The sequence below is a fragment of the Hyphococcus luteus genome (assembly GCF_002943565.1).
Taxonomy (GTDB): Bacteria; Pseudomonadota; Alphaproteobacteria; order Caulobacterales; family Parvularculaceae; genus Hyphococcus; species Hyphococcus luteus.
Window position 1 is genome coordinate 58,613 of record NZ_PJCH01000010.1, and the last position, 25,010, is coordinate 83,622.

Below are 25,010 nucleotides of genomic sequence, written 5' to 3' on the forward strand. Positions count from 1 at the left end.
CCGCTAGGACGGGCGCGGTTATTCATGGTTCGTGACGCATATGTCAGGGGGAGACATGCTCAAATCGCTTATTCGCTTCGCTGCGGCGGGGATTGTTTTCCTTAGCTGGGCGGGGGCTTTGCACGCCCAAGCCAAAGACGAGCTTCCGTTCATTTTCGTCAAACAGGCGCCGGGCGATCCGGACAAGGTGATCGAGATCGATCCGGACCGGAAGGCTTCCCTGAGAGGCCTTGAGAGGTCGCTCTTTAATATAAAGAGATATTATCAAACGAGGGGTTTCAGGCCGCCGGCCCTGACCCCTTACAAATATCGCGACCCCGAAACATCGGAAATCAAAAATTTCTATCCGCTTTTTATCAATCCGAACAAGCGAAAGGATGCGGCGGCGGCGTATAATCGCGATTGTGAAAAGCCGAGCAGTCCGAAATATATCGATGTCGGCACAGGCGGCCTGTTCGACAGCGAGGCTCAAGACGTCCAGCGCGTCATGTTTTCGAAAGGCGAACCGACACCCTTTGCGGATATGGCGCTTGCGCATGAGCTGTTTCACGCCACGCAGTTCGCCTATGACAAGATGTGGGAAAATTGTGAAATCGATCCCTGGATCATAGAGGGCGCGGCGGAAGCCATATCCGCAAACGCTGTCATTTACGGGGCTCACGACTTTTATGACGAAGAGTCCTCGCCGGAATGGGGATTGCATGCGCGCAAGTACAGCGCGCCGCTGCATGTGCTGGATACTGCAGAAACGACAATTTACATCCGGAACAGCGATGGCAAACTGATCAAAGAGAAAGAGGCGAAAAAGCTTCCCAAGAGTGCGTTCAATACAAAAACGCATCCTCTTTATCGTCGCGCTTACCACACCGGGTCGTTCTGGCGATACCTGGCTGAACACGCCGGGGCCCAAGGAAAAGTCGATGTTGAAAAGACGAATGATCATTTCCAGGAAAACTACGACTATCTAAGAAAGATGCTGGAAATCCCGATGGCGAAACGCGGCGCGGACTCGCCGGCCGCGACGGAGCGGGAATATTACTGGATCAACGAGGCCCTGAAAGCGACGCCCCGCATCGGCGCAGGCGTCGACCGCATGTACGCCAATTTCATCACCCAGTTCGCCGGTTATGTGCCGGCGCGGCTGAAGGGCTTCGGAGAGGGAGACATCAAGACCGAGGACGACTGGCTCGCAGCAATTTTCGGAGAATGCGAAGAGGCCGTCCTCTCCGAAAGCGCGCCTCATGTGGTGCGCAAAATTTCAGCGCCGAAATTTGCAACGCGGTGCATCAAGCTCGATCTTCAAACGGACGGTTACGCCAATGTCGCGGCCGCTTTCGGGTCTGCCGACAAAGAGTTGATCAATCGTCTGCATATGGGACAGGGGGGCACGCGCAAAGTCAGCCCGCAGGCGAGCACGTCGCAGTCCAGCGCGGATCCTGACTTGCATTATGCGCAGTGGAATTTTGTCGTGCATGGCGAAGAGGATGCGGTTTTCCTGCTGGTCAATTTCCCGTCGCCCGATCGCGACGACTTCTCCGTGCCGGCGATGAGCGATCCGTTATATGACGGCTATCGACAGCCTGAACCGGCGGATAATGGCGTGCTCTATCTCACGCTCGGGCACTGGAATTCGAGCCTGACGCCGTCTTCGCTGGGGCCACCGCAGCCGCCCGCCGGCGGCGGCGGGAACGGGTTTCTGGAGCGCCAGAACCGGCGGCCTGCGCCCATGCAATATGCCGGCGCCGCGAAACTCATTCCGGCGGCGTATCAGGCCGTCGAACCGCTCGCAAATGCAGACGAAGAAGCGGCGCGCGATATCAACGCCGAAGAGGTTGTGCTGACGTCCTATGCCGGAAACAGTCAGAGCGTCTCCCTGGTGTTTGACGAGCGTCCATGCGCTAATGCTTTCGTCTTCATCGCCTGCGGACCGCGTACGCGGATTTCCCTCACGCTCGTTCCGGCGGGCGGGTTCGGGTCGGTTTCGGAAACCATCGGGCAGGGCGGTTTCAGCGCACAGCTCGGCGCGCAATTGACCGAGATGGCGGGCGTTTTTGCGCAGAATCCGAATTACATGAGGAATTTCGCCGACAAGATGAAAGCAACGCCGGGCAGCGAAATCAGCATTGTCACGCCGCCTTTCGACTATGGCTTCACCGGGAGTTTCCAGAATGCCTATATCGTCGCGACAAGCCCGAACGGACCGCTGGAGTCGCTGGCGCCGGATGACATCAAGCCCGGGCGGGCGAAGCGTTTCCCGCTAAACGGCAATGTCGTCATCGAAGAGTTCACGCCTTACGTGCTGCGCGGCCGCGCCACGGCGGCGCTCGTCAGCAAGGCTGAGATGCCCGCCGGGGATAATCCGACATTGCCGGTTGCGCATAGTCTCGAAGTCGAGTTCGTCATTGCGGCGCCGCACCTTAACGACAAGCGTTCGACGGTTTATGCGGGCCGTCCCGATGGGAATGACGCCGCCCAGGATGTCGCCGCCATGTTTCCGGGGCTCGGCGAGGCAACGCGTTCGTCCGGCGCGCCGTCTTCCTCTCCCGCTAAAGGCCTCGGCGGCCGGTCGGCCTCAGGCGGGGCGGCCCTTGGCGGGGCCTGCGCCTGTTCGTGCAACGCCGACTGGGAGCCCGGCGCGCAATGCAAAACCTATTGCGAGCCCGCGCTCGCCGCCTGCACGGCGACGCCTCCGGAACGCGACCCCGCGGATTTTGGACCGGCGCAAACCGAAGACGAAGCGGCGGCGATGCGCAAGGAGTATCGCGTACTATTGGAGGAGACGGGCGCTTCGAAGGTGAGCGTCGATTTTCAAATGCAACGCTATGACATGATGTCTCCGGAGGTTCAGGAGTTGATGCTCAATCAAATGCGCGTCGAGAGTGAAAAACGCCAGGAAGAGGCGGCGGAAGAAAGCAATAATGATAAATGACGCCTGTTGTGCTCTATTCTACTGAGAGTCCGATATCCGGCGCCGTCGGCAAGGCATTGAGGCCCAGTCATTAAGGTTGCATCTCTTCATATCCATCCGGTGAAAGCCATGCGCGCCGTCGATCTGACGCGCGCAAAACTCGAAACGCGCGGCCTTGAAAATGACCGCCGCTGGATGGTGATTGATGCGGCGGGCAATTTCATGACCCAGCGCAAGCGTCCGCTGCTCGCAACCATCGCGGCGCGCATTACCGAAAATGGGCTTTCCTTATCCGTGGATGGCGGCGGCGTCCTTGACGTGGCGCGTCCGGACGCCGCGCGCCGCCGCGATGTCGTCGTCTGGGATTCGACCGTGAGCGCCGCGTGCGCCGCGCCGCCCGCATCCGCCTTTCTCTCGGATATTCTCGGGGAAGAGGCGCATCTGGTTTTCATGGACGATGAGGCGCGACGCATGAAAGACAGCATGTGGACGCCTTCGCCGGAGCCGGTGAGTTTCGCCGATGCGTTCCCCGTGCTGGTGACGAGCACGGGCTCTCTGGCGGCGCTTAATCGCGATATTGAGGCTCATGGCGGCGCGGCCGTTCCCATGGCGCGGTTCCGTCCGAATATTGTCGTCGATTGCGATGAGGACTGGCCGGAAGATAACTGGCGCAGGCTGAAGATCGGCGGCGTCGAACTCGACCTTGTCAAACCATGCGACCGCTGCATTGTGACGACGACCGATCAACGCTCCGGCGCGCGCATGGGGCCGGAGCCGATCGCCTCCCTGGCGCGCATTCACCGTTCCACGGACCCGCGCATCAAAGGCGTGATTTTCGGCATGAACGCCGCGCCGCGCGCGCTCGGCGACATCGCCGTGGGCGACAGCGTCGAGGCGTCATAGCCCTAATGGTGATGCGGCTCGATATTGAGCTTGCCGCACTTGCCGCATTTGATCACCGCGCCATGCGCGTCATGGTGAGCCACATTAACCAAGAGCTTGGTCTTGCAGCCGCCACAGCGATAAGTCTCGTCGCCGCCGCCTTCGCGCAAAGGCGCGCCGGCCGTATGCTGTTCGATGTCGGCGCCTTTGGCGCGCTCCGGATCGATCACGATCATGTCGAATTGCGGCATGGACGGTTTCCTTTCTTCGATTCAGTGCAGCCGCTTTCGCCGCGCCTGACAAGCCCTTAGACTCTGTTGAAGCATGACAAGGAAGCGGCGCGATGGCTGACAAAACCGTGCAGGTCCGCATCACGGGACGCGTGCAGGGCGTCGCCTACAGGGCCTGGACGCAGGATGCGGCGCGGGCGCGCCGGCTTTCCGGCTGGGTGCGCAATTGCCCCGACGGCGCCGTCGAGGCGGTGTTTTCGGGACCTTCAGAGGCGGTCGACGCCATGCTTGCGCTTTGCCGTGAAGGCCCGCCTGCCGCGCGGGTCGATGCCGTCGAAACCGAGGACGCCATAGCCGCGCAAACGGACGGGGAATTCTATATCCGCTACTGAAGATTTGCAGGCGTCAGGCCGCTTCCCGGAAGTCGCCAAGCTGCGCCTCAAGGGCGCGACTGAAGGCCGGCCGGCTTGTACAGCGGTCGATATAGGCGGCAAGACATGGATCGCGTTCGGCGATCGCGGGAAGAATCCGCAAGACCGTCGACATGACGAGATCGCCTGCGGTGAAATTGTCTCCGTCGAGAAATTTCTTGTCGCCGAGCGCGCTCGACAAGGCGTCGAGACGTTTGTTCATGAATTCGACAGCGCTTGGTCGGCGCAGTTTTGCCCACTCTTCATCGGCATAAAACAAGTCGATCAGCGCCACATTCATGATGAAGGGCTCAATGGAGTTGAGCGCCGCAACGAGCCATTGCTGTGCCTTGGCGCGGGCCTTCGCCTCTTTTGGCAACAACGCTTCGCAGCGTTCGCCGATATGCAGAACGATGGCGCCCGTTTCAAACAGAGAGAGTCCGTCCTCCTCGAAAACCGGCACCTGCCCGAATGGCTGGAGCGCGCGATAGTCCGGCTTGTCCTGGTCGCCCTGCTCGAGAAGGTGCGTCTTGTAAGGAAGCCCTGCTTCTTCCAGCGCCCAGCGCACGCGCAGATCGCGCACCTGGCCTTTGGCGAAATCGGGGACCCAGGCGAACGCGGAAATGGTGATCATCAGGGTTTCTCCTTTTGTCGTTATACGGACGTTACATTCCGGGCATGGGCAGGCATTCCATGATCTCGACGGAATCACCTGGAAAGATCGAAAAGTGCGGATGGTTTTCAAACATCTGCGCCGCCGCTTCGTGGGATTGCGCCTCGACAACGATGTATCCCGCCAGATTGTTCTTGGTGTCGGATATTCCGTCCGGACCGGCGCGTTTGGTTTTGCCGAGCGGGCCGCCCTCAACAACAATAGCCTTCGCGTGCGCGGCGCCCCAATCCGTCCAGGCTTTCATGCCTTTTTCTTCGCGCTTCTTACGTTCCGCCTCATCTAGGGCCTGCCATTTTTCAAATGACGCCGGCGTTCCTGTGTAGACAGCCAGAAATTGTTTCATGATTTACTCCTTTTCTGGTTTAATAAGGCTTGCGACATAGGTTTCCTGCTTTGTGAACGCGCTCGACCATCCGCCCATTTGGGAGTCGCGGCGTTCGGCGTTGAGGATTCCCGACTGATGAAAGATCTGTTCGGTCTTGCCATCGATTTCGCGGAACAGGATTGTGATGAGGGTTTCAACACCGTCGGAGGGGCCGCCGCTGTCCCAGATGAAGGTGAAAACGAGGCGGCTGTAGGGTTCGATCTCCTTGTAGACGCCGCCGAACCAGTTCTCGCCATGCTCGTCCGAACGGATCATCGCGCGGTATTTACCGCCCTCGCGAAAGTCCATCTCAACAACGGGACACTCGAATGTCTCCGGGCCCATCCAGTTTTTGAAGTGCTCCGGGTCAGACCACATGGAGAATACAAGCGCAGCGGGCGCGTCGAAGGTGCGGGTGATCAGGAGTTCGTCATCGGCGAGTTGGGCGCTCATTTTCGTTTCTCCTTTTTCTGCAGGCGGGTGAGATAGGCGTCCATTTTATCGAAGCGCTGATCCCAGAAGCGGCGATAGAAGGAGAGCCAGTCGTCGACGCCTTTCAGGGCTTTCGGTTCGAGCTTGCAGGGCCGCCATTGGGCGTCGCGCCCGCGCGTGATGAGACCGGCGCTTTCGAGCACTTTCAGATGCCGCGACACGGCGGGAAGGCTGATGTCGAAGGGCTCGGCGATCTCGTTCACCGTCGCTTCTCCTTCCGCCAGCCGGGCGAGAATGGCCCGGCGCGTCGGGTCGGCAAGCGCAGAGAAAGCAGAGGATAAAGGGTCCATATTTAACCGACTCATTAATTAACAAGAATGTTAAATAATGGAACCCCAGCCGCCCTGTCAAGCAGGCGCCCAAAAACCGGAAAAACGCTGTTTACTGCTCGCCCGCCGTCTGTCGCATGAGAAGCTCGTACCAGGCTGCGCCGCGGGCGAGATCCTCGATGAGAACGCGTTCGTTATTGCCGTGAATGCGTTCAAGATCGTCGCTTTGATAAACAAACGGCGTGAAGCGGTAATTGTCGTCCGCAAGGCCGGTGTAATGGCGCGTGTCCGTGCCCTGTAATGTCAGGAAAGGCGCCGCCGGCACGGTTCCGAAAATCGTCTGCGTCGCGGTTTCGATGGCGCTGTAGCCGGGCGACATTGTCGAGGAGGCAGGGCTCGGCTCGCGCCCGCCGACGGCCTCCACGGCGATGCGTTCGTCATCGATAAGGCGGATGGCGCGCTGTTTCACCGCCTCCACAGTATCGCGCGGATGAATGCGGTAATTGACGAAGGCTTTCGTTTGCTGCGGCAGAAGGTTCACCTTGGCGCCGCCTTCGATGATGGTCGGCGCCGTCGTCGTGTGAAGCGCGGCGGCGGTGGTCGGGCTCTCGCCAAGCTGTGCTTTAATCATCGGCCCGGTGAGCCAGAGATTGGCGAGCGCCAGGCGCTGCAGGAACGGCATTTCACCCGCGATGGCGTGCAGGAAGGCGACCATGTTTTCGTCGAGTTCGAGCGGATAAGGATTGTCCGTCACCGCAATGACGGCGCGCGCGGCGAGGCTCACCGCCGTGTCCTTGCCCGGCGCCGAGGAATGCCCGCCTTCGGCGTGCGCGGTGAAGCGCAGGGTGGTTGCGCCTTTCTCGCCGATTGAAATCAGCGCGACAGGCGAGGCGACGCCGGGGATCAGCCCCTGAACGAGGCCTGAGCCTTCGTCCAGCGTCCATTCGAAATGAACGCCGCGGTCTTTCAAGAGCTTCGCAATCTCGCCGGCGCCGTCGAACCCGCCGAGTTCTTCGTCATGACCGAACATAAGATAGATGTCCCGCGCCGGTTGAAACCCTTCCGAGGCGAGGCGCTCAACCGCTTCCATGATGGCGATAAGCTGGCCTTTATTGTCCATGGCGCCGCGGCCCCACACTGCGCCGTTATGGACGGCGCCGGAAAAGGCCGGCCGCGTCCATAAACTTTCCGTGCCTTGCTCCACCGGGACGACGTCCATATGGGCGATCAGGCCGACGGGCTTTTCTTCTCCCGACCCCTCCCACTTATAAAGCAGGGAATGACCGTTCACGATCTCCCGCGTCATGGCGCCGTGCGCCGCCGGATAGGCGTTTTCGAGAAAGGCGGCGAATGCGGCGAAGGCTTCCCCTTCGGGCGGCGTTTGCGTGTTCCAGGAAATGGTTTCGATCTTGATGGCGCGGGAGAGCCGCTCGGCGATGGCGTTTCCGTCATGAGGCGTGTAAGCGGCGTAGGGGGCGGCGCGGCTTTCTGGCCCCGGCAGCATGAGCGTGCGCCCGACTAGAACCAGAACGAGAAACGCGAAACCGCCCGCGAGGGCCAAACCGATTTTTTTCATTTTCGAAACTCCGGAACGCACGGCTTTGTGTTATGCGCGGCAGCTAGCGCGCCGTCGAGGTTCATGCGCAGATTAGGACGGCGTATGCAAAGCCCCCTCACGCCGATATGATGACTCTTATGACCACGCTCCTATACACCCACGCCTCTTTCGGCGCCCATGAAGTCCCGCCCGGCCATGTGGAGCATCCCGGCCGTTACGCCGCCGTCGAGAAGGCGCTGGAACAGGAGGCGTTCACGGCGCTCGAACGCCGGGTCCCGCCGCGCGCCAGCGCCGGGCAGGTAGAGCTTGTCCATCCGCCGCGTTTCCGCGAACTCGTCGAGGACAATGCGCCGGCCGAAGGTCTTGCGCAGTTCGACGCCGACACCTTCGCCGGCCCCCATTCTCTCGACGCGAGCTTGCGGGCCGCCGGCGGCGCCTGCGCGGGCGTTGATGCGGTTTACGCCGGCGAGGCCAAAAACGCTTTCGTCGCCGCCCGCCCGCCGGGCCACCACGCCGAGCCGGAACGCGCCATGGGCTTTTGCCTTTTCAACGGGGCCGCCATCGCGGCGCTTCACGCCCGCGCCGCCCACGGCGCCAAACGCGTCGCCGTGGTCGATTTCGACGTCCATCACGGCAACGGGACGGAGGCCGCCTTCTGGAACGAGGAAGACGCCTTTTACGCCTCCTCCCATGAATGGCCGCAATATCCGGGCACAGGCCGGACAACGGACCGGGGCGGCTTCGACAATATCGCCAACGCCCCGCTCGCCGGCGGCGAGGGGAGCGAGGCCTTCCGCCGCGCCTGGGGAGAAACCCTGCTGCCCGCCCTGTCCGATTTCGGGCCGGATTTGATCGTCATTTCCGCCGGCTTCGACGCCCACCGGGCGGACCCCCTGGGCGGGCTGCAGCTCACGGAGGCGGATTTCGCCTGGGTGACCGCCGAAATCGCCGGCGTCGCCCGGGACAAGGCCGCCGGGCGGCTCGTTTCCATCCTCGAGGGCGGTTATGACCTGCCGGCGCTGGGGCGAAGCGCCGCCGCCCATGTCAAAGCCTTGATGGAAGCGTGAAAACCGCGTCATAAGGGCGGCGAGACAAAGCAGCACCCTTAATGACCGGCCGCATCATCACCGCACGCCACGGGCGTCCCGACCTCTCCCGTGATGTCACCATCACGGCGCGGGAATATGGCGAGTGGTGGGCGCGCTATGACGAGAGCGGCCTGCACCCCGACGAGCGCCCGCCGGAAAGCCTTATCGCCCTCGCCCGGGGCGCGAAGACGGTTCTCTCCTCGACCCTGCCGCGGGCGATCGAGACCGCGGCCAAGGCCACCGGCGGCGCCCGCGAGGTTCCGGCGGACCCGATCTATGTGGAGGCGCCGCTGCCGGCGCCGCCGCTGCCCGACTTCCTGAAATTAAAGCCCGGCCTGTGGGGCGTCGTCTCGCGGGCTTTCTGGATCCTGGGCTACGCCCCGGCGGGCGTCGAGCACAATCGCGAAACCTGGGCGCGGGTCGACGAAATCGCCGCGCGCCTCGACGCGCTCTCGCAAAAGGGCGACGTTCTTTTATGCGCCCATGGCTATCTCAACTGGATGATCGACCGGCGCCTCTTGCGCGAGGGCTGGAAACGCACCGAACGCGAAGGCGGCAACCACTACTGGTCCTGGCGCATCTACGAACCCGCGGGCGATAAACGCGCGGTGGGGGCGGAGGTCGCGGCGGAGTAGGGGGGCTCTGAAATGAGGGAGCTTCGTGATCGGTACACAGCATCAGTTCCGACGCCAAAGCGGATATCCGGCTATACTTCAGAGACGTAGAGGACCGACGCTGGAATCCTAGTCATTGAAAAAGCCTCTGCTTATTCCTCATCCTCATCTAATCCGTAGTGGAGGTAATCAGATACTGCGACATTAAGCATGTCTCTTCGGGTCCCGAAATCTGAAACATCCTCTTCGTAGAGAGTTTCGAGTTCGTCCATGACTTTTAGCTTCTTGCGGTCGCACCTAAGTGCGGCAATGTAATCGGCTTCCAAAGCAGAATCGAAGGAAAGAGCTTCAATGCACTCGCGTAAGAATTTGGTATTAGCTCCTGTCGGGATATCTGATAAGAAGTAGACGAGAAGTTCTATCTGTAGAATGTCCTCATTTTCAAAATCGAAGCTTTGGAACTGAAAGATTTTTGAAGCTTTCGACCCATATTCAATTTCATAGGTGTAAAGGTTCAGTCTGCCAGCTTCATTTCTAATAATGTTGAATATGGGCACTACGATTTTTGAAATGACTTTGCCTACAAATTTCTTATGACGACGTTCGTTTGGGGTGACAAAGAACATAGTTTTAGTGTCAATTTTGATCTTGAGATATTTTTCAAGAAAAATATTCAAGTCATCTCGCTCCTGTGCAGGAGCGGTGGCGGACGCTAGGCTATATCTTCCATAGCGATGCGAATTGTAGAAACGTGATAGAAGGCTGATAAACTCGTTGTGTACCTGCCCTAATGTCAGAGAGTGATTTTCTTTTAAGCGTCTCAGCAGTTCTTGGTGGCTGTGAGTTATAAGTTCCTGTTCAAACGCCTCTTGATCGGTGTGGTGATCATGTTCGGTCAAGATCAGCGCAATTTTAAGCAACCTTTCGATGCCTACTGACACCGCATAGAGAAACTCGAACGCGTCTTCTTCTCCGGCAAAGGTCTCCATTTGATGGAAAGTCTGAAGGCCGTTATACAAAAACCGTCCCGCGATATCGAGTTCGGTTCCAAGGTTGAAGTTTTTCCAATATTCGTCTGGCTGCATCGGTTAAGCCCTCTTTGACGGTCATATCGCGCGCCAAGTTGAATCTTAGACTTTTGACTTCGAACAGATATAATAAAACTATTTAAAGCCTTCTTTGAGGGTTTTGGCGACGTAGTTAAAACGTGGGGGGCAAGGTATTCTCCGCGCCTTGGCGCTCCTTCCCGTTAATCAAACCCCACCCCTTCCCCTCAATGCTGCATTGCGGTAAGGGCCGCGAATGTTGACGATCTCAAATCTCGATTACCGCGTTGAGGCGCGCCCCCTGTTCGAGGGCGCGAGCGCCCAGATCTCGTCCGGCTGGAAGGTCGGGCTGGTGGGACGCAACGGCACGGGCAAATCCACCCTCTTGCGCCTGATCCGCGAGGAGATCGCCGAGCCCCCGGCCGCGAATGCGGCCAATCCAAAATCAGCGCGCCTTCGCGCGCGGGCGGAGAGCGCCATCCGCATGAGCGGCAGGGCGAGCCTCGGCTGGGTCGCGCAGGAGGTGGCGCCCACGGACGAGACCATCCTCGACGTGGTGCTCGCCGCCGATCATGAGCGCTGCGCCCTGATGGCGGAGGCCGAGACGGCCGAAGACCCCATGCGCATCGCGGATATCCATACCCGCCTCATCGACATCGACGCCTGGTCGGCGGAGGCGCGCGCGGCGGAGGTCCTCAAAGGTCTCGGCTTTTCCGACGCGGATCTTTCCCGCGCGACGCGCGAGTTCTCCGGCGGCTGGCGGATGCGCGCGGCGCTTGCGGGCGTGCTCTTCGCCGAGCCGGATCTGTTGCTCCTCGACGAGCCCACCAACTATCTCGATCTTGAGGGCGCCTCCTGGCTCGAGGGCTATATCAAGAAATATCCGTATACGGTGCTCATTGTCTCTCACGACCGCGAGCTCTTGAACCGCTGCGTCACGCATACGATGGCGCTCGAGCATAAAAAGCTGACGGTCTGCCCCGGCGGCTATGACGCCTGGCTTGAGCTGCGCGCCGCGAAAGTCGCCCAGCTTGAAAGCCAGCGCGCCAAACAGGACGCGGAGAAGGCGCATCTGCAGGCCTTTGTGGACCGCTTCCGCGCCAAGGCCTCGAAAGCCCGCCAGGCGCAATCGCGCGTCAAGAAACTCGAAAAGATGCAGGACGTCACGATCCCGCTCGCCGAGCGCACGACGCCGTTTCATTTCCCCGCGCCGAAAGACCCCTTGTCGCCGCCCATGCTGCATCTCGCCGGCGCCGATCTCGGCTATGGCGAGGATGCGCTGATCCTCGCCGACGTCGATCTGCGCGTCGATCCGGAAGACCGCATCGCGATTATCGGCGCCAACGGCCAGGGCAAGACGACGCTGGTGAAATCCATCGCCGGACGGTTGAAGCTGATGGGCGGGGCGTTGACCGCGCCGAATTCCATCCGCATCGGCTATTTTTCTCAGGACCAGCTCGACGAGTTGAGGCTGGGCGAGTCGGTGCTCGATCATGTGCGCCGCGCGCTCCCGAAGGACATGCCCGTGGGCAAGCAGCGCGCCAGGGCCGCGCAGATGGGCTTTTCCCATGAGAAGGTCGAAACGAAAGTCGAGAAACTCTCGGGCGGGGAGAAAGTGCGCCTGCTTCTCGGGCTCATGTCCCTCGATGCGCCGCATATCCTCATCCTCGACGAGCCGACCTCGCATCTCGATATCGACAGCCGCGAGGCGCTGATCTATGCGCTCAACGATTATCCGGGCGCGGTCCTGTTGATCACCCACGACGTCTTCCTTGCCGAGGCGACGGCGGAACAGCTCTGGCTGGTGAAAGACGGCGCGGCGAAACCCTATGACGGCGATCTCGAAGACTATCGCGCCCTGATCACCCAGGCCGACAAGCGCCAGAAAGCGGCTTAGGCGCGACGCGGCCCGCCCTCGATCCTTCGAGACGCAAAATTTCTTCATCCTGAGGAGGCCGATAGGCCGTCTCGAAGGGCGAAGAAATTTTGCTCCTCAGGATGAAGGCTCTTTCCATTCGAAAGCGGGTTGTTTCAAACCACTTGTCCTGCGGCCCAGCCGGACGACTACGCCCATTGGAAATGATAGCCGCCGGAAGAGCAGGCTGATCTAATTTTCCGGCCAGACGAATGTCATCGTTTTTCCCAACGGCGCGGGAAGCCACTCCTGGTTCAGGCGCGACAGGCGCGTGCGAATTTCAGCCGCGGTTTTTTCGTCAAGCGAAACCGTCGCCACGAAAGAACTGGCGCAGGCGGCGTCGATGACGCCTTGCAGAGTTCCAAGATCGGACGGCGCGCTCCAAAGCTCGGCTTCAAAACATTCCACAATGCGTTCAGCCTGCAGGAGTTCGATGATCGACGGATCCGGTTCGCATGCGCGTTTGGCGCTGGCGTGACCTGCTTCTTTCGCAAGCGCCTGAATGTCTTCGGGATGCTTGCCTTGCGCGATCATGCCCCAGAAAGCGTTGTTGAGGTCGAGCGCTTCTTCAACGACCACATGGACGGCGTCATGAGGAAAGAGACCCTTTTTCGGGAAAGTCGTTTCCGCCGTCGAGCCGTCGTCACGCGTGATATGGATATCGTCATGCTCGGCGAGCTTCGCGATTTCAATGATCATGATGGCCCCTTTACGCCGCCTGTCCCGCGGCCCAGCCGGACGACCAGGCCCACTGGAAATTATAGCCGCCGAGCCAGCCGGTGACGTCGACCGCCTCGCCGATGACATATAATCCGGGAACGGATTTTACTTCCATGGTTTTTGAAGAAAGCGCGCCCGTGTCGACGCCGCCGAGGGTGACCTCCGCCGTGCGCCAGCCTTCCGAGCCCGCCGGCTTGACGCGCCAGTCGGTGACCGCGCCGGCGAGGGTTTTGAGTTTCGCGTCGCTGTAGTCGCCAAGGCGCGGGCCCGCGCCGGCTCTTTGCGCGATCCAGTCGGCGAGACGTTTGGGCAGGAGCTGCGCCAGCACGGTCTGCGGCGCCTGCTTGCCGTTTTCCTGGCGTGCGGCTTTGAGCGCCGCGAAGACATTCGTCTCCGGCGCCAGGTCGATAGAAAGTTCGTCTCCCTCACGCCAGTAAGACGAAATCTGCAAAATGCTCGGGCCCGATAGCCCGCGATGGGTGAAGAGGAGGGCCTCGCGAAACGCCATGCCATTGCAGGAAACGCACGCCTCTGTGCTGACGCCGGAAAGCGGCGCGGTTTCCTCCAGCACGCCGTCAGTAAAGGTGAGGGGAACGAGCGCCGGGCGCGGTTCGACGATATCAAGGCCGAATTGCCGCGCGATGCGATAGGCGAAATCCGTCGCGCCCATTTTCGGGATCGACTTGCCGCCGGTGGCGATGACGAGCGAGGCGCATGCAACGGCGCCGCCGCTGGTCGCCAGGGTAAAGCCGTCCTCGGTTTTTTCCACTGTCTCGACGCTTGTGGACAGCCGCATTTCCACGTCCGCCGCGCGGCAATCGTCGGTCAGCATCTCGATAATCGAGCGTGAGCTATCGTCGCAGAAAAGCTGGCCCAGCGCCTTTTCATGCCAGGCGACGCCGCGCTTGTCGACGCGCGCGATGAAATCCGCCGCCGTAAAGCGCTTCAGGGCCGACTTGCAGAAATGCGGGTTCTGCGAGATGAAATTTTTGGCCCCCGCATGGATATTGGTGAAATTGCAGCGCCCGCCGCCGGAAATGCGGATCTTCTCGCCGGGTTTCGCCGCATGGTCGATCAGAAGCACGCGCCGCCCGCGCCGGCCCGCCTCGATGGCGGCCATCATGCCGGCCGCGCCGGCCCCGATAATGATGACGTCAAACAGTTCCATGCCGGGCTTTTATGGGGTTCGGGCCCATAACGATAGAGCGGGGCGACAGGGGCGGGCGAGAGGGAGAAAACCGGCTTGCCAGAGCCGGGCGGCCCCCGTTAAACATCGCCCATGGCCAAAGCACCGACCAAGACGCCCGCCGACATCGCCGAGCTTTCCTTCGAAAAAGCCCTCGCGGAGCTCGAAGAGATCGTCGCCAAGCTCGAAAGCGGGCAGGCGGCGCTCGAGGAATCGATCAAGCTTTACGAGCGCGGCGCCGCCCTGAAAGCCCATTGCGAAACCACGCTGAAATCGGCGCAGGAAAAGATCGAAAAGATCGTGGTCGACGGCGATGGGAAACCCAAAACCGAAAAAGCCGATTTCGAATAGGCGCTAGTCTTCGCGGCGCAGCTTTTTCAAAATCTTCGCATAGCTTTGCGGGAACAGGCGCTGGATGGCGGAAACGAATTTCGCGTCCGAGCCGACGATGACGCGGCGTTTTCCTTTCGCGGCGCCGGCGAGAATAAGGTCTGCCGCTTTTTCCGCCGGGGTGATGGCCATCTTGTCGAAAGCGTCGTCGAACGCCGCCTTGTCTTCGACGCCCTCGGGCAGGGAATCGAGCCCCGCATTGCGCACGATATTGGTGGCGACGCCGCCCGGATGAACCGAGGTGACGGCGACGCCTTTTTCTTCCAGTTCGATGGCCAGCGTTTCGGAAAAACCGCGCACGGCGAATTTCGATGCGGAATAATGGGTCTGCCCGCGAAAGCCGATGAGGCCGAAGAGGCTCGAAATATTGATCACGCCGCCTTTCGTCGCCAGCAATTGCGGCAGGAAGGCTTTGGTCAGGCGCACGACGCCCCAGAAATTAACGTTCATCACCTTTTCGAAATTCTCGAGCGAGGTTTCGTTGAAATCGCCAAGCCGCGTCATCCCCGCGACATTGAAAAGATAGTCCGCGTCGCCGAGGCTTTCTTTCACGCTCGCGGCGTAAGCTTCGACGGCGCCGGCGTCGGAGACGTCGAGCCGGTCGGTGCGGATGGAATTGGACGCAGGCGCGCCGATAAGGCGGACGGTTTCCGCCAGGCCTTCCTCATTGACGTCCGACAAGGCGAGCCTTGCGCCCTTGGCCGCGAGAGCGCGCGCCAGGGCGCGGCCGATGCCCGATCCGGCGCCGGTAATGACGCACAGCTTGCCTGAAAATTTATCGTCCATGAGAGAAACGCTCCGCCGCTTGGGAAGAGATCATGGAAACCGCCGGCGTCGCGCGCAAGCGGGGAGCGCAGCCTAAATCCGGATCACAGGCCTGCGGCGCGGGCGCCCCAGTAAACGATCCCGGCGCCGGCATAGGCGAGGGTGAAGAGATAGAGAAGCGCGAAGCCCGACCATTTCCAGGAGCCGGTCTCCCGCCGGATCGTCGCCAGCGTCGCGAAACATTGCGGCGCGAAGACATACCAGGCGAGAAAGGCCAGCGCGGTGGGCAGGCTCCAGGCCGATTGCAGCGTTTCGGAAAGGCCTTGCGCGTTGTCCGGCCCGCCATGGACGGCGTAGACGGTCCCCAGCGCCCCGACCGCGACTTCGCGGGCGGCCATGCCGGGAACGAGGGCGATGGCGATTTCGAGATTGAAGCCGATGGGCGCGAGCAGGGGTTCGAGAAGCGCGCCGATGCGGCCTGCGAAGCTTTCGCGCAATGTCGTCGCCGAGGCCGGAAAGGCGGCGAGAAACCAGAGAATGACCGAGGTCGCGAGGATCACCGTGCCGGCGCGTTTTAAAAAGGCCGAGGCGCGCATCCAAAGGCTGATGAAGAAGTCTTTCGCGTTCGGAACCTTGTAGGTCGGGAGTTCCATGATCAGCGGTTGCGAACGGGCTTTGGCGATCGTCCGTTTGAAAAGAAACGCGATGAGAACGGCGCTGACGACGCCTGCAATGTAAAGCGCGAAGAGCACGAGCCCTTGCATGTTGAACGGCCCGACATTCTCCTTGGGGATGAAGGCGGCGATGATCAGCGTATAGACCGGCAGGCGCGCCGAGCAGGTCATCAAAGGCGCGATCAGGATCGTCGTCAGCCGGTCGCGGTCGTTCTCAATGACGCGCGAGGCCATGATGCCGGGAATGGCGCAGGCGAAACTCGACAAGAGCGGGATGAAAGCGCGGCCGTTCAGGCCGAAGCGGTGCATGATCTCGTCCATCAGGAACGCCGCCCGCGCCATATAACCGGACGCTTCGAGCAACAGGATGAAGGTGAACAGGATTACGATCTGCGGCAGGAAGACGACGACGCTGCCGACCCCGGCGATCACCCCGTCCACCAGGAGATCATGCAGCCATCCGGCGGGCATATGCGCGCCAACGAAGCCGCCAAGCGCCCCGGCGCTGGCGTCGAGGAAATCCACCGGACCCGTCGACCAGGTGAAAACCGCCTGGAACATGAAAAAGAGAAGGGCGGCGAGAATGACGGGCCCGAGCAGGGGATGCAGCACGAAGCGGTCGATGATGCGCGTCGCCCGGTTGAAAAGCGGCTCATGCTCGATTGCGGCGTCGGCGATGCGCCGCGCCGCGCCCTGATGGGCGCGGATGTCCTCCGGCGCCGGATACCGTCCGGCGGGGGCGGGTTTAATGTCTGTCAGATGCGCCAGCACGCCGTCGAGCTTTGAAAGCAGGGCTTCGCGACCGGCCTTGCGCGTTGCATTGGTGGTGACGACCGGAAGCTCGAGTTCTTGCTCAAGCTTGTCGAGATCGATTTCGAAACCGTCGCGCAGGGCGAGGTCGTACATGTTGAGGACGACGATCATCGGCGCGCCGATGGCGCGCAATTGCAGCACCGACTGAAGGTGGGTGCGCAAGTTCGCGGCGTCGACAAGGGCGAGGATCAGCTCCGGCGCCGCGCCGTCTTTGCCGAGCACGGTTTCGAGCGCGATCTTCTCATCGAGGGAGCGCGGCGACATGCCGTAAAAACCGGGCAGGTCGATGAGATCGACGTTGCGGCCGCCCGGCGTTTCGAAACGGCCATGCCGGGTCTCCACCGTGGCGCCCGGATAGTTGGCGACCTTGGCGCGCCCGCCGGTGAGCCCGTTGAAGAGGGTCGACTTGCCGCAATTCGGGGCGCCGACCAGAGCGATGCGTGTGGCTGCAGCGGCTGCGGTCATGGGTCAAGGCTCACGGAAATGGCTTTCGCTTCGTCGAGCCGCAGGGCGATCAGCGTGCGGTTGAGGCGCACGCAGACCGGCGTGCGGCCTAAAGGGCCGATATGGGCGAGCTCGACCGCGTCGTTTTCGGCGAAGCCGATTTCACGGAGTTTCGCCTCGATCAGCGGGTCCTCGGCGCTGATCGCCGAAATCCGGCCGGCGGCGCCTTTTTTCATCTCGCTCAGGAGCATGGGGCATTGTCCTCGGGACTCCTATCTCGCTCTTTTGAGAATCATTTTCAATTAGGAAAGGCGGCGCCGGGCTGCGGCGAAACGGCTTCCCGTCTTCCGAAAAGCCCTGGCTGGCGGCGCGCCCGCTCCCCCGCGGCCCCTCGGCAACATGGGGGTCAATTCTCCGCGGGGGCGCCCTCTTTTCACCTCAAAAAGGGTGGAGAAATCTTGTCGAAACGTTAGAACTGGCGGTTACTGCGCTGCAGCGCGGGCGCGCGGCGGCTGAGACCGCCGGACGCCCTGATTCGCTTCGCAAAACCGGGCCGAAAGGCGCATCACGGCAAGGCCGCACAACAATAAGAGGGACTTCCATGGCCGTAGAAACACCGCTCCTGGACAATGTCAAATTTCCCGCTGATCTGAGAAAGCTGGACAAGAGCGAGCTGCGCCAGTTCGCGGACGAGCTCCGGGCGGAAATGATCGACGCGGTTTCGGTGACCGGCGGGCATCTGGGCTCCGGCCTCGGCGTCGTCGAACTGACGACGGCCATCCACTATGTCTTCAACACGCCGGACGACCGCCTCGTTTTCGACGTCGGCCACCAGTGCTATCCCCACAAGATCATCACCGGCCGGCGCGACCGCATCCGCACCCTGCGCCAGGGCGGCGGGCTTTCCGGTTTCACCAAGCGGTCCGAAAGCGAATACGATCCCTTCGGGGCGGCCCATGCGGCGACGTCGATTTCCGCCGCCACCGGGTTCGCCGAGGCTTCGCGGCATCTCAAAAAAGAGACCACTTCCATCGCCGTCATCGGCGACGGCTCCATGTCCGGCGGCATGGCCTATGAAGGCCTCAACAACGCCGGGCATCTGGGCTCGAAGATGGTGGTGATCCTCAATGACAACGACATGTCGATCGCGCCGCCGGTGGGCGCCATGAGCGCCTATCTGGCGCGCGCGTCCTCGTCGGGCGTCTATCAGGGCTTCCGCACTTTCGGAAAGCAACTCGCCAAGCGCCTGCCCAAGGCGATCTACAACCAACTCGCCAAGGCCGAGGAATACGGCCGCGGCATGGTGTCCGGCGGCACGCTCTTCGAAGAGCTCGGCTTTTATTATGTGGGCCCCATCGACGGGCATAATCTCGACCAGCTGGTGCCGGTGCTTGAAAATGTCCGCGACATGAAGGACGGCCCGGTGCTCGTCCATGTGGTGACGCGCAAAGGCGCCGGTTATCCGCCTGCGGAGGAATCCGCCGACAAATATCACGGCGTCGCGAAATTCGACGTGGTCTCCGGCAAGCAGAAAAAAGGCACGCCCAACGCGCCCGCCTATCAGAAAGTCTTCGCCAAGACCCTGATCAAGGAAGCGGAGAAAGACGACCGCATCATCGGCATCACCGCAGCGATGCCGTCGGGCACCTCGCTCGACATGTTCGCCGAAGTCTTTCCAGATCGTTGCTACGATGTGGGCATCGCCGAACAGCACGCCGTCACCTTCGCGGCGGGTCTTGCGGCGGACGGGCTAAGGCCTTTCGCGGCGATTTATTCGACCTTCCTGCAGCGGGCCTACGACTCCGTCGTCCATGACGTCGCCATCCAGAACCTGCCCGTGCGCTTTCCCATGGACCGGGCCGGGCTCGTGGGCGCGGACGGCCAGACCCATGCCGGCTCCTTCGATCTCGCCTATCTCGGCTGCCTGCCGAATATGGTGATCATGGCGGCGGGCGACGAAGCCGAGCTCGTCCATATGACGGCGACGGCCGCCGCGTTCGACGACGGTCCTATTGCGTTCCGCTATCCGCGCGGCGAGGGCGTCGGCGTCGACATGCCCGAGCAGGGCAAGCTTCTCGAGATCGGCAAGGGCCGTATCGTCCGCGAGGGCACGAAAGTCGCGATCCTCTCGCTCGGCGGACGGCTTCAGGAATCGCTGAAAGCCGCCGACACGCTGGAAGCGCAAGGGATTTCCACGACGGTCGCCGATGCGCGTTTCGCCAAACCCCTCGACCATGATCTTATCATGCGCCTCGTCAACGAGCATGAAGCGCTGATCACCGTCGAGGAGGGCTCGCGCGGCGGCTTCGGCGCTTTCGTCCTGCACTTCCTGTCCGAGACCGGGCTTCTCGATAATGGGTTGAAGATCCGCACCATGCACCTGCCGGACGTGTTCCAGGACCAGGACAGCCCCGAAAAGATGTATGACGCGGCCCGGCTCAACGCCGCCCACATCGTCGAGCGCGCCCGCGAAGCCCTCGGCATGGAATCCAATGTGGTGACCTTGCGCGGCTAAGGACGCGCTCCTCCTTTCATTGAAAGGAGACGGAATGACTGAAGACCAACGGCTCCGCCCTTCCTGGCTGGTGATTATTCCCCCGCCGGCCTGGGCGCTGGTGTTCGTTCTCGCCGCCTGGCTCGCCGGCTGGGCGCTGGGGCTCTCCGCGCCCTGGCGTTATCCGATGGCCGGATGGGCGGTTTTCGTCCTCGGGTTCTTCATTTCTGCGTCGGGCCGGTTCGCCTTTGCGAAAGCCAAGACCGAGGTGGTCCCGGTGTCGAAAAAGAACTCCGCGCTGGTGATGACGGGGCCGTTCCGCTTCACGCGCAACCCGATGTATCTCGGAATCCTTGTTGCGACAGCGGGGCTCGCCCTGGTGATCGGGACCTATCTCGGCTTCGCCGCGCCTGTCGCCTTCTTCGTCTTCGTCAACTTCATTTCGATCCCTTACGAAGAAGAGAAGATGGAGCGCCAGTTCGGCGGCGACTATCGCGCTTACAAGGCCCGCGTGCGCCGCTGGATTTGAGATTGCGCTTAATCTTAGCCGTGAAGCGTTATCGCGCCGATGATCAAAAAACCGATTGCGCCGACCGCCATCACCAGTCCGAGCACTTTGGCTGCGAGCGGGTCCGGTTCGCCGGTCCAGTCGCGCGGGCGGGGGTTTTGAGGAGCGTCAGCCATAAGGCGCCTCCATGACGTAAAGTTCGGTCCCCTCAGGCGGCGCACAGCTCTTTGAGATATAAGAACCGGCGAGGCGAAATGAAGGGAGCGGGGCGCGTGGGGCCGGTGCGGCCTTTGCCCGCAGAGGCGCGGCGGCTTCTCGGGGCGATCCGGCGTCTTTTTGTTGCAATAAGCGCATTATCCGGCGTTTTCCTGCGCCGGATTTCTGCTGCGCGCGCCTTTCGGCTTTTCAAGCGTCGTGATTTGCGGCTGAATACGCGCTTTCGCAAGGCGGGGGCCGGTCCGTGCTCGATCTCGAACGCAGTGAACTGATCTTCTTTATCGCGATCTATGTGGTGTTTCAGATCGCGCTCGGGCTGTGGTTTGCGCGCGGCACGAAGAGCGACACCGAATATTACATCGCCGGCGGGCGGCTCGGTTTCTTTCCAATCACCTTGTCCTTGTTCGCCACCTGGTTCGGGGCGGAGACGATCCTCGGCTCCTCGGCGGCGGTGGCGGAAGGCGGTCTTTCCGGCGCCCGGGCCGAGCCTTTCGGCTATGCGATCTGCCTTGTGGCTATGGCGTTCCTTGTCGCCGGGCCGATCCGCAGCCATGGCTATGTGACGATTTCCGATTTCTTCCGCGACCGCTTCGGCAAACACGCCGAATTCATCACCGCCATTGTCCTCGTCATCATTTCCGTCATCTGGGCCGGGGCGCAGCTCCTGGCCATCGCCGCAATCCTTGAAACAACGGTTGGCCTGCCGGGCGTTCTGACGCTCTTCGTCGCGGCCGGCGTCGTGATTTTTTACAGCATGTTCGCGGGGCTGATCGGCGACGTCGTCACCGACGTCGTTCAGGGGCTTTTCCTGATGGCGGGCGTCGTCGTCCTGTTTGTGGTGGTGGCGCATCAGTTCGGCGGGCTTTCCATCATGATCGGCTCGATAGAGCCTGAACAGCTGCGGCTCGTCGGTCCGGGCGAGTCCGTTTTCTCGCGCGCCGACGCCTGGGCGATCCCGGTCATCGGCAGCCTCGTCACCCAGGAAGTCATCACCCGGTTTCTCGCCGCGCGGTCTTCGACCATCGCCAAGGGCGCGGCGTTTTCGGCGGCGGGGCTTTACATGGTCATCGGCCTGATGCCGGTGCTGATCGGGCTTTCCGGCGCGCATCTCGACGTGCCGGGCGCCGTCGGCGATAATTTCCTGCCGGCGATCGCCGTTCAGTATCTGCCGCCGGTTCTGGCCATTGTTTTTGTCGGCGCGCTCTTTTCCGCGATCCTGTCGACGGTCGACTCCAACCTGCTGGCGGTCTCCTCGCTCATCTGCATCAACATTCTCAAAAAGCTTCACCAGCGCTCAAGCGAGCGCGGACAGCTCATGATCGCGCGTTTCGGCACCGCGTTTGCGGGCGTCGGCGCGCTTGCGGTGGCGCTTGGCGGCTCGGACATTTACGAGCTGATCGCGCTCACCTCCGTCTTCGGACAAGGCGCCATCGTGGTCGCAACCCTGGTGGGCCTTCGAACCCGCTTTGGCGGTCCGGCGGCGGCGCTCGCTTGTGTTTACAGCTGCGTCGCGTTCAATCTGGCGACGCTTCTGATCCTGCCGCTCAAGGACGCGCTGGCGGAAGGGATGGCCATGGGTCCGGCCCTGTCGGCGGTGCTCGCCGGCGACGTGGAGCCGATCGCCGGCTATTTCATTTACTCGGTGATCGTCTCGTTCATCGTCTATTTTGTGGTTGGCGCGCTGGAATCCCTCGGCGGCGCGGCGAAGCGGAAATCGGCCTGAAGCCGCACGCCGTCTTCGCGCTTCCCGTTTCTTTCGCTTCGCCGCCCCCGCCGGTTGAGCGGTCTCAGCCGATTACATTTCGTAAGGGAGACAAAGAAATATTTATGGTTAACGGGAACTTAAATAGATGAATTTCATTGCTTTATTTTTAGGACGCTTGATAAGTTGAAAATCAGTATCGGGCCCTGGCTCCGCGGAGTATTGAGTATGATGAAGAGATTATTCGCTGCTGCAGCAATTGCGACGTCTGGCGCGGTTCTCGCCGCTGGCGGGGCAGCGAACGCCGCTTATATCAATCCGGCGACCAACAAGATCGAATCCTCAAATGGCGGGGACATTACTGTTGTGTTCGACAGCAGCTGGGCGGGCGATTCCAGTAATCTCGTCTCCGTCAATACCGGCGCAACGCTCTTTAACAACCACGCCGACTCTTTTGGCACGACGGTCAATATTGGATCGTTTCTCCCCGGGGAAGAGATTGATTTCCGCCTCGACAATCTTTCGAAGTCGCTCTCCTTCGTCACGGGGCTCGCCGCAGACAATTACGACAATGTCCTCCACGCGATCCTGTCGCAAAATGCGGACGGATCGATCACGGTAGGGTTCGAAGATCTGCCGAACGGCGGCGACCTCGACTATAATGATCTGGTCTTCACGGTCTACGAGACAGCGTTCGAAACGCCGATCCCGGCGGCGGGCGTGCTCTTGCTGACCGGCCTTGCCGGTTTCGGTTTCGCCGGACGCAAGCGCAAGGCCGCCAGGGCTTAACGCTCTCAAGAGCAAAGCGATGGAATCAAAAGCCCCGCCAAAAGGCGGGGCTTTTTTCGTCGCCGCGCGGGGGCGAGATAGGGGAGGTTACGCGGCGACTGATTTCTTTTGCCTGGCGTGTTTGCCTTCGCAGAATTCTTCGATGATCTTTTTGTTGAAGGCGTCGAGATCGTCTGGATTGCGGCTTGTGACGAGCCCCTCGTCGACAACCACTTCCGTATCGCTGACTTCCGCGCCGGCGTTTTCGAGATCGATCTGAATGGCTTCGAAGCCGGTCATCTTGCGGCCTTCGACCACGCCGGCGCTGATCAGCACCTGGGGCCCGTGACAGATTGCGGCGACGGGCAGGTTTTTTGCGAAAGCCCCGCGTACAAAGGCGAGCGCTTTTTCATCCCGGCGCAGCGCATCCGGGTTAAACAGACCGCCGGGAATCAAAAGACCGTCATAGTCATTAATGTCGGCGTCTTCCAAAGTCTTGTCGACCCGGATGTCCCGCAGCGGAACCGTATGCCGGAACCCTTGAATAGAGCCGGTTTTAATCGACACGATATCCACGCTCGCGCCAGCCTCTTTGAGCGCCTTCAGCGGTGAAAACAATTCGGACTCTTCGAATCCGTCCGCAGCGAGGATTGCGATTTTCCTGTTTTCGAGTTGAGCCATTATTGGGCCTCCTTTCCGTGAGCGGAGGAAACCGATCACACCTATAAAAACGGAAACACGAGACGCCCCGGACTCGTTCCTGGCTTTAGGAATCTGCACAAAACTTCATCTTCCTAAAAAAACCCGGCGAAAACAAGCGTTTGGAAAGTATTAATCGGTTCTCCGCGCCAGCAGGCGCGCGCCGTGCTCGCCGATGAGGATCAGCGCGCCGGCATCGTCGATCTCGAAGCGCCGGGTTTTGGCGAGGCTGTCGAACAATTTCCGTTCCTGCTCCATCAGGGCAGGCGGGCAGGCTTTTTTCGTCGCCGCGATAGGGCCGATGGAGAAGCGCTCGGGCCCGAGCGTATAGGCGGCGCTGTAATTGTTGCAGGAGCCGCGCCCCGCAAGGCGCCCGTCCGCGCTGAAGGACAGCGTGGCGTGGGAGTTATCGATGACGCCGCCGCCATTAATGTCTTCCACCACCCATTCGCCGGAAAGGAGGGAGGCGGGATCGCCGCCGCAGCCATGCAACGTCTGGCCGCGAATATCGACGGAGACGCGAAAAGGATGCGGCATGCCCGTGGCGTCGTCATGACAAATCTCTTCTCTTGTCGTGATGACAAGGTCTTCATCCGGAATGGCGTAGCGCGTGACGGCGCCGTCTTCTTGCGGTTCGGGCGCGGGCGCTGAAAGCTCATCCTCTCCATAGTTCCAGGTGAGCGAAAGCTCGCCGCGGGCGATCTCGAGACGCCAGCCGGGTTCATTGCCCTGCGCGTCGAACGCTCGCTCTGTTGCCCGTTGGCTCTCTTCGACGGCTACGCAGTCTTCCAGAACGCCGCCGCGGATGGAGATTGTCGCTTCCTTCCCTTTGTTCCAGATATAGGTCCCGGGATTTTCCGGATCTTCATATCGGGCGCCGGAAGCGGTGCGGGTTTGCATCAGCGAAAATGTTTCGTCTGCGGTTTCGAGCGTAGCGTTCTCGCCGGCGCCGCTGAAGCGGATGCGTTTGTCGCCGCATTGGAATATAGCGGCGAAACTTTGGGCGGGTTGCGCGGCGGCGGCGGTTTCTGATTCGTCGCCGATTTCCGCGGGGTCGTCGCAACTGGCGAGAAACAGCGCGGCGCCGATAAAGAGGAAAGAAGAGCGGCTCATGACAGGGCCTCCGGTAAACGGATGAGGGCTGATGAAAATGGAAAAGCAACTATGGCGTCAGAATATGCC

Annotated in this window: 26 protein-coding genes; 11 read left to right on the forward strand and 15 right to left on the reverse strand. The window is 61.1% G+C overall.

Annotation, left to right across the window (positions count from 1 at the left end; all coding sequences use genetic code 11):
• Window positions 1–55: 55 nt before the first annotated feature.
• Both CW354_RS13325 and CW354_RS13330 read left to right on the forward strand, forming a co-directional pair.
• Entirely contained in the window at window positions 56–2,929 is a 2,874-nt protein-coding gene (locus tag CW354_RS13325; protein WP_104830587.1) for a hypothetical protein, read from the forward strand.
• 69 nt (window positions 2,930–2,998) lie between these two features.
• The gene (locus CW354_RS13330) at window positions 2,999–3,811 is read left to right on the forward strand and encodes an MOSC domain-containing protein (RefSeq protein ID WP_279303129.1); all 813 of its coding nucleotides are present in this window, start codon (window positions 2,999–3,001) and stop codon (window positions 3,809–3,811) included.
• A gap of 2 nt (window positions 3,812–3,813) precedes the next feature.
• Here the strand turns inward: CW354_RS13330 and CW354_RS13335 are convergent, their stop codons facing one another.
• Window positions 3,814–4,041, reverse strand: a complete 228-nt coding sequence (locus CW354_RS13335; RefSeq protein ID WP_104830589.1) for a hypothetical protein — start codon at window positions 4,039–4,041, stop codon at window positions 3,814–3,816.
• A gap of 92 nt (window positions 4,042–4,133) precedes the next feature.
• On the opposite strand from CW354_RS13335, the gene CW354_RS13340 reads away from it, so the two are divergent.
• Window positions 4,134–4,412: an acylphosphatase gene (locus CW354_RS13340; RefSeq protein WP_104830590.1), complete on the forward strand. Its 279-nt coding sequence runs from the start codon at window positions 4,134–4,136 to the stop codon at window positions 4,410–4,412.
• 13 nt (window positions 4,413–4,425) lie between these two features.
• Here CW354_RS13340 and CW354_RS13345 read toward each other — a convergent pair whose 3' ends face one another.
• From CW354_RS13345 to CW354_RS13360, 5 genes are all read right to left on the reverse strand, one after another.
• Complete coding sequence (locus CW354_RS13345; RefSeq protein WP_104830591.1) at window positions 4,426–5,064, reverse strand: glutathione S-transferase family protein; 639 nt, start codon at window positions 5,062–5,064, stop codon at window positions 4,426–4,428.
• Between the two features lie 31 nt (window positions 5,065–5,095).
• Window positions 5,096–5,446 carry a YciI family protein gene (locus CW354_RS23675; protein ID WP_207764807.1) on the reverse strand — a complete coding sequence of 117 codons (351 nt, stop codon included), beginning with the start codon at window positions 5,444–5,446 and terminating at the stop codon, window positions 5,096–5,098.
• A gap of 3 nt (window positions 5,447–5,449) precedes the next feature.
• Window positions 5,450–5,920 carry an SRPBCC domain-containing protein gene (locus CW354_RS23680; protein ID WP_207764808.1) on the reverse strand — a complete coding sequence of 157 codons (471 nt, stop codon included), beginning with the start codon at window positions 5,918–5,920 and terminating at the stop codon, window positions 5,450–5,452.
• Window positions 5,917–6,249, reverse strand: coding sequence for an ArsR/SmtB family transcription factor (locus CW354_RS13355; RefSeq protein WP_104830592.1), 333 nt, complete (start codon window positions 6,247–6,249; stop codon window positions 5,917–5,919). The genes CW354_RS23680 and CW354_RS13355 overlap by 4 nt, the downstream gene beginning before the upstream one ends.
• A 91-nt stretch (window positions 6,250–6,340) precedes the next feature.
• Window positions 6,341–7,804, reverse strand: coding sequence for a M20/M25/M40 family metallo-hydrolase (locus CW354_RS13360; RefSeq protein ID WP_104830593.1), 1,464 nt, complete (start codon window positions 7,802–7,804; stop codon window positions 6,341–6,343).
• A gap of 119 nt (window positions 7,805–7,923) precedes the next feature.
• On the opposite strand from CW354_RS13360, the gene CW354_RS13365 reads away from it, so the two are divergent.
• Together CW354_RS13365 and CW354_RS13370 are read left to right on the forward strand one after the other, a co-directional pair.
• The gene (locus CW354_RS13365) at window positions 7,924–8,853 is read left to right on the forward strand and encodes a histone deacetylase family protein (protein WP_104830773.1); all 930 of its coding nucleotides are present in this window, start codon (window positions 7,924–7,926) and stop codon (window positions 8,851–8,853) included.
• Window positions 8,854–8,894: 41 nt separating this feature from the next.
• Window positions 8,895–9,509 carry a histidine phosphatase family protein gene (locus tag CW354_RS13370; RefSeq protein WP_104830594.1) on the forward strand — a complete coding sequence of 205 codons (615 nt, stop codon included), beginning with the start codon at window positions 8,895–8,897 and terminating at the stop codon, window positions 9,507–9,509.
• Window positions 9,510–9,640: 131 nt separating this feature from the next.
• Here CW354_RS13370 and CW354_RS13375 read toward each other — a convergent pair whose 3' ends face one another.
• Window positions 9,641–10,573: a hypothetical protein gene (locus tag CW354_RS13375; RefSeq protein ID WP_104830595.1), complete on the reverse strand. Its 933-nt coding sequence runs from the start codon at window positions 10,571–10,573 to the stop codon at window positions 9,641–9,643.
• Window positions 10,574–10,790: 217 nt separating this feature from the next.
• Between CW354_RS13375 and CW354_RS13380 the strand changes: the two genes are divergently transcribed.
• Entirely contained in the window at window positions 10,791–12,431 is a 1,641-nt protein-coding gene (locus CW354_RS13380; RefSeq protein ID WP_104830596.1) for an ABC-F family ATP-binding cassette domain-containing protein, read from the forward strand.
• 210 nt (window positions 12,432–12,641) lie between these two features.
• Here the strand turns inward: CW354_RS13380 and CW354_RS13385 are convergent, their stop codons facing one another.
• A complete protein-coding gene (locus CW354_RS13385) occupies window positions 12,642–13,148 on the reverse strand; it encodes a hypothetical protein (RefSeq protein ID WP_104830597.1) in 507 nt (168 codons plus the stop codon).
• Between the two features lie 10 nt (window positions 13,149–13,158).
• Window positions 13,159–14,337 (reverse strand): BaiN/RdsA family NAD(P)/FAD-dependent oxidoreductase, encoded by a 1,179-nt coding sequence (locus CW354_RS13390; RefSeq protein WP_104830598.1) that lies wholly within the window; start codon window positions 14,335–14,337, stop codon window positions 13,159–13,161.
• Between the two features lie 111 nt (window positions 14,338–14,448).
• Here CW354_RS13390 and CW354_RS13395 point away from each other — a divergent pair, with 111 nt between their 5' ends.
• A complete protein-coding gene (locus CW354_RS13395) occupies window positions 14,449–14,706 on the forward strand; it encodes an exodeoxyribonuclease VII small subunit (protein WP_104830599.1) in 258 nt (85 codons plus the stop codon).
• 3 nt (window positions 14,707–14,709) lie between these two features.
• Here CW354_RS13395 and CW354_RS13400 read toward each other — a convergent pair whose 3' ends face one another.
• From CW354_RS13400 to CW354_RS13410, 3 genes are all read right to left on the reverse strand, one after another.
• Entirely contained in the window at window positions 14,710–15,531 is an 822-nt protein-coding gene (locus CW354_RS13400; RefSeq protein WP_104830600.1) for an SDR family NAD(P)-dependent oxidoreductase, read from the reverse strand.
• An 83-nt stretch (window positions 15,532–15,614) separates the two neighbouring features.
• Entirely contained in the window at window positions 15,615–17,462 is a 1,848-nt protein-coding gene (feoB, locus tag CW354_RS13405; RefSeq protein WP_104830601.1) for a ferrous iron transport protein B, read from the reverse strand.
• On the reverse strand, window positions 17,459–17,692 hold the full coding sequence (locus tag CW354_RS13410) for a FeoA family protein (protein WP_104830602.1): 234 nt from the start codon (window positions 17,690–17,692) through the stop codon (window positions 17,459–17,461). The genes feoB and CW354_RS13410 overlap by 4 nt, the downstream gene beginning before the upstream one ends.
• A gap of 350 nt (window positions 17,693–18,042) precedes the next feature.
• On the opposite strand from CW354_RS13410, the gene dxs reads away from it, so the two are divergent.
• A complete protein-coding gene (gene dxs / locus CW354_RS13415; protein ID WP_104830603.1) occupies window positions 18,043–19,956 on the forward strand; it encodes a 1-deoxy-D-xylulose-5-phosphate synthase in 1,914 nt (637 codons plus the stop codon).
• Window positions 19,957–19,990: 34 nt separating this feature from the next.
• Window positions 19,991–20,464: a methyltransferase family protein gene (locus tag CW354_RS13420; RefSeq protein WP_104830604.1), complete on the forward strand. Its 474-nt coding sequence runs from the start codon at window positions 19,991–19,993 to the stop codon at window positions 20,462–20,464.
• Between the two features lie 14 nt (window positions 20,465–20,478).
• Here CW354_RS13420 and CW354_RS23425 read toward each other — a convergent pair whose 3' ends face one another.
• Window positions 20,479–20,619 (reverse strand): hypothetical protein, encoded by a 141-nt coding sequence (locus tag CW354_RS23425; protein ID WP_165793703.1) that lies wholly within the window; start codon window positions 20,617–20,619, stop codon window positions 20,479–20,481.
• A gap of 284 nt (window positions 20,620–20,903) precedes the next feature.
• On the opposite strand from CW354_RS23425, the gene CW354_RS13430 reads away from it, so the two are divergent.
• Both CW354_RS13430 and CW354_RS13435 read left to right on the forward strand, forming a co-directional pair.
• Complete coding sequence (locus CW354_RS13430) at window positions 20,904–22,382, forward strand: sodium:solute symporter family transporter (protein ID WP_104830606.1); 1,479 nt, start codon at window positions 20,904–20,906, stop codon at window positions 22,380–22,382.
• Between the two features lie 207 nt (window positions 22,383–22,589).
• Window positions 22,590–23,150 carry a DUF4114 domain-containing protein gene (locus CW354_RS13435; protein ID WP_104830607.1) on the forward strand — a complete coding sequence of 187 codons (561 nt, stop codon included), beginning with the start codon at window positions 22,590–22,592 and terminating at the stop codon, window positions 23,148–23,150.
• Between the two features lie 87 nt (window positions 23,151–23,237).
• Here CW354_RS13435 and CW354_RS13440 read toward each other — a convergent pair whose 3' ends face one another.
• Entirely contained in the window at window positions 23,238–23,810 is a 573-nt protein-coding gene (locus tag CW354_RS13440; protein ID WP_104830608.1) for a type 1 glutamine amidotransferase domain-containing protein, read from the reverse strand.
• Window positions 23,811–23,960: 150 nt separating this feature from the next.
• Entirely contained in the window at window positions 23,961–24,941 is a 981-nt protein-coding gene (locus CW354_RS13445) for an META domain-containing protein (RefSeq protein ID WP_104830609.1), read from the reverse strand.
• Window positions 24,942–25,010: the final 69 nt, after the last annotated feature.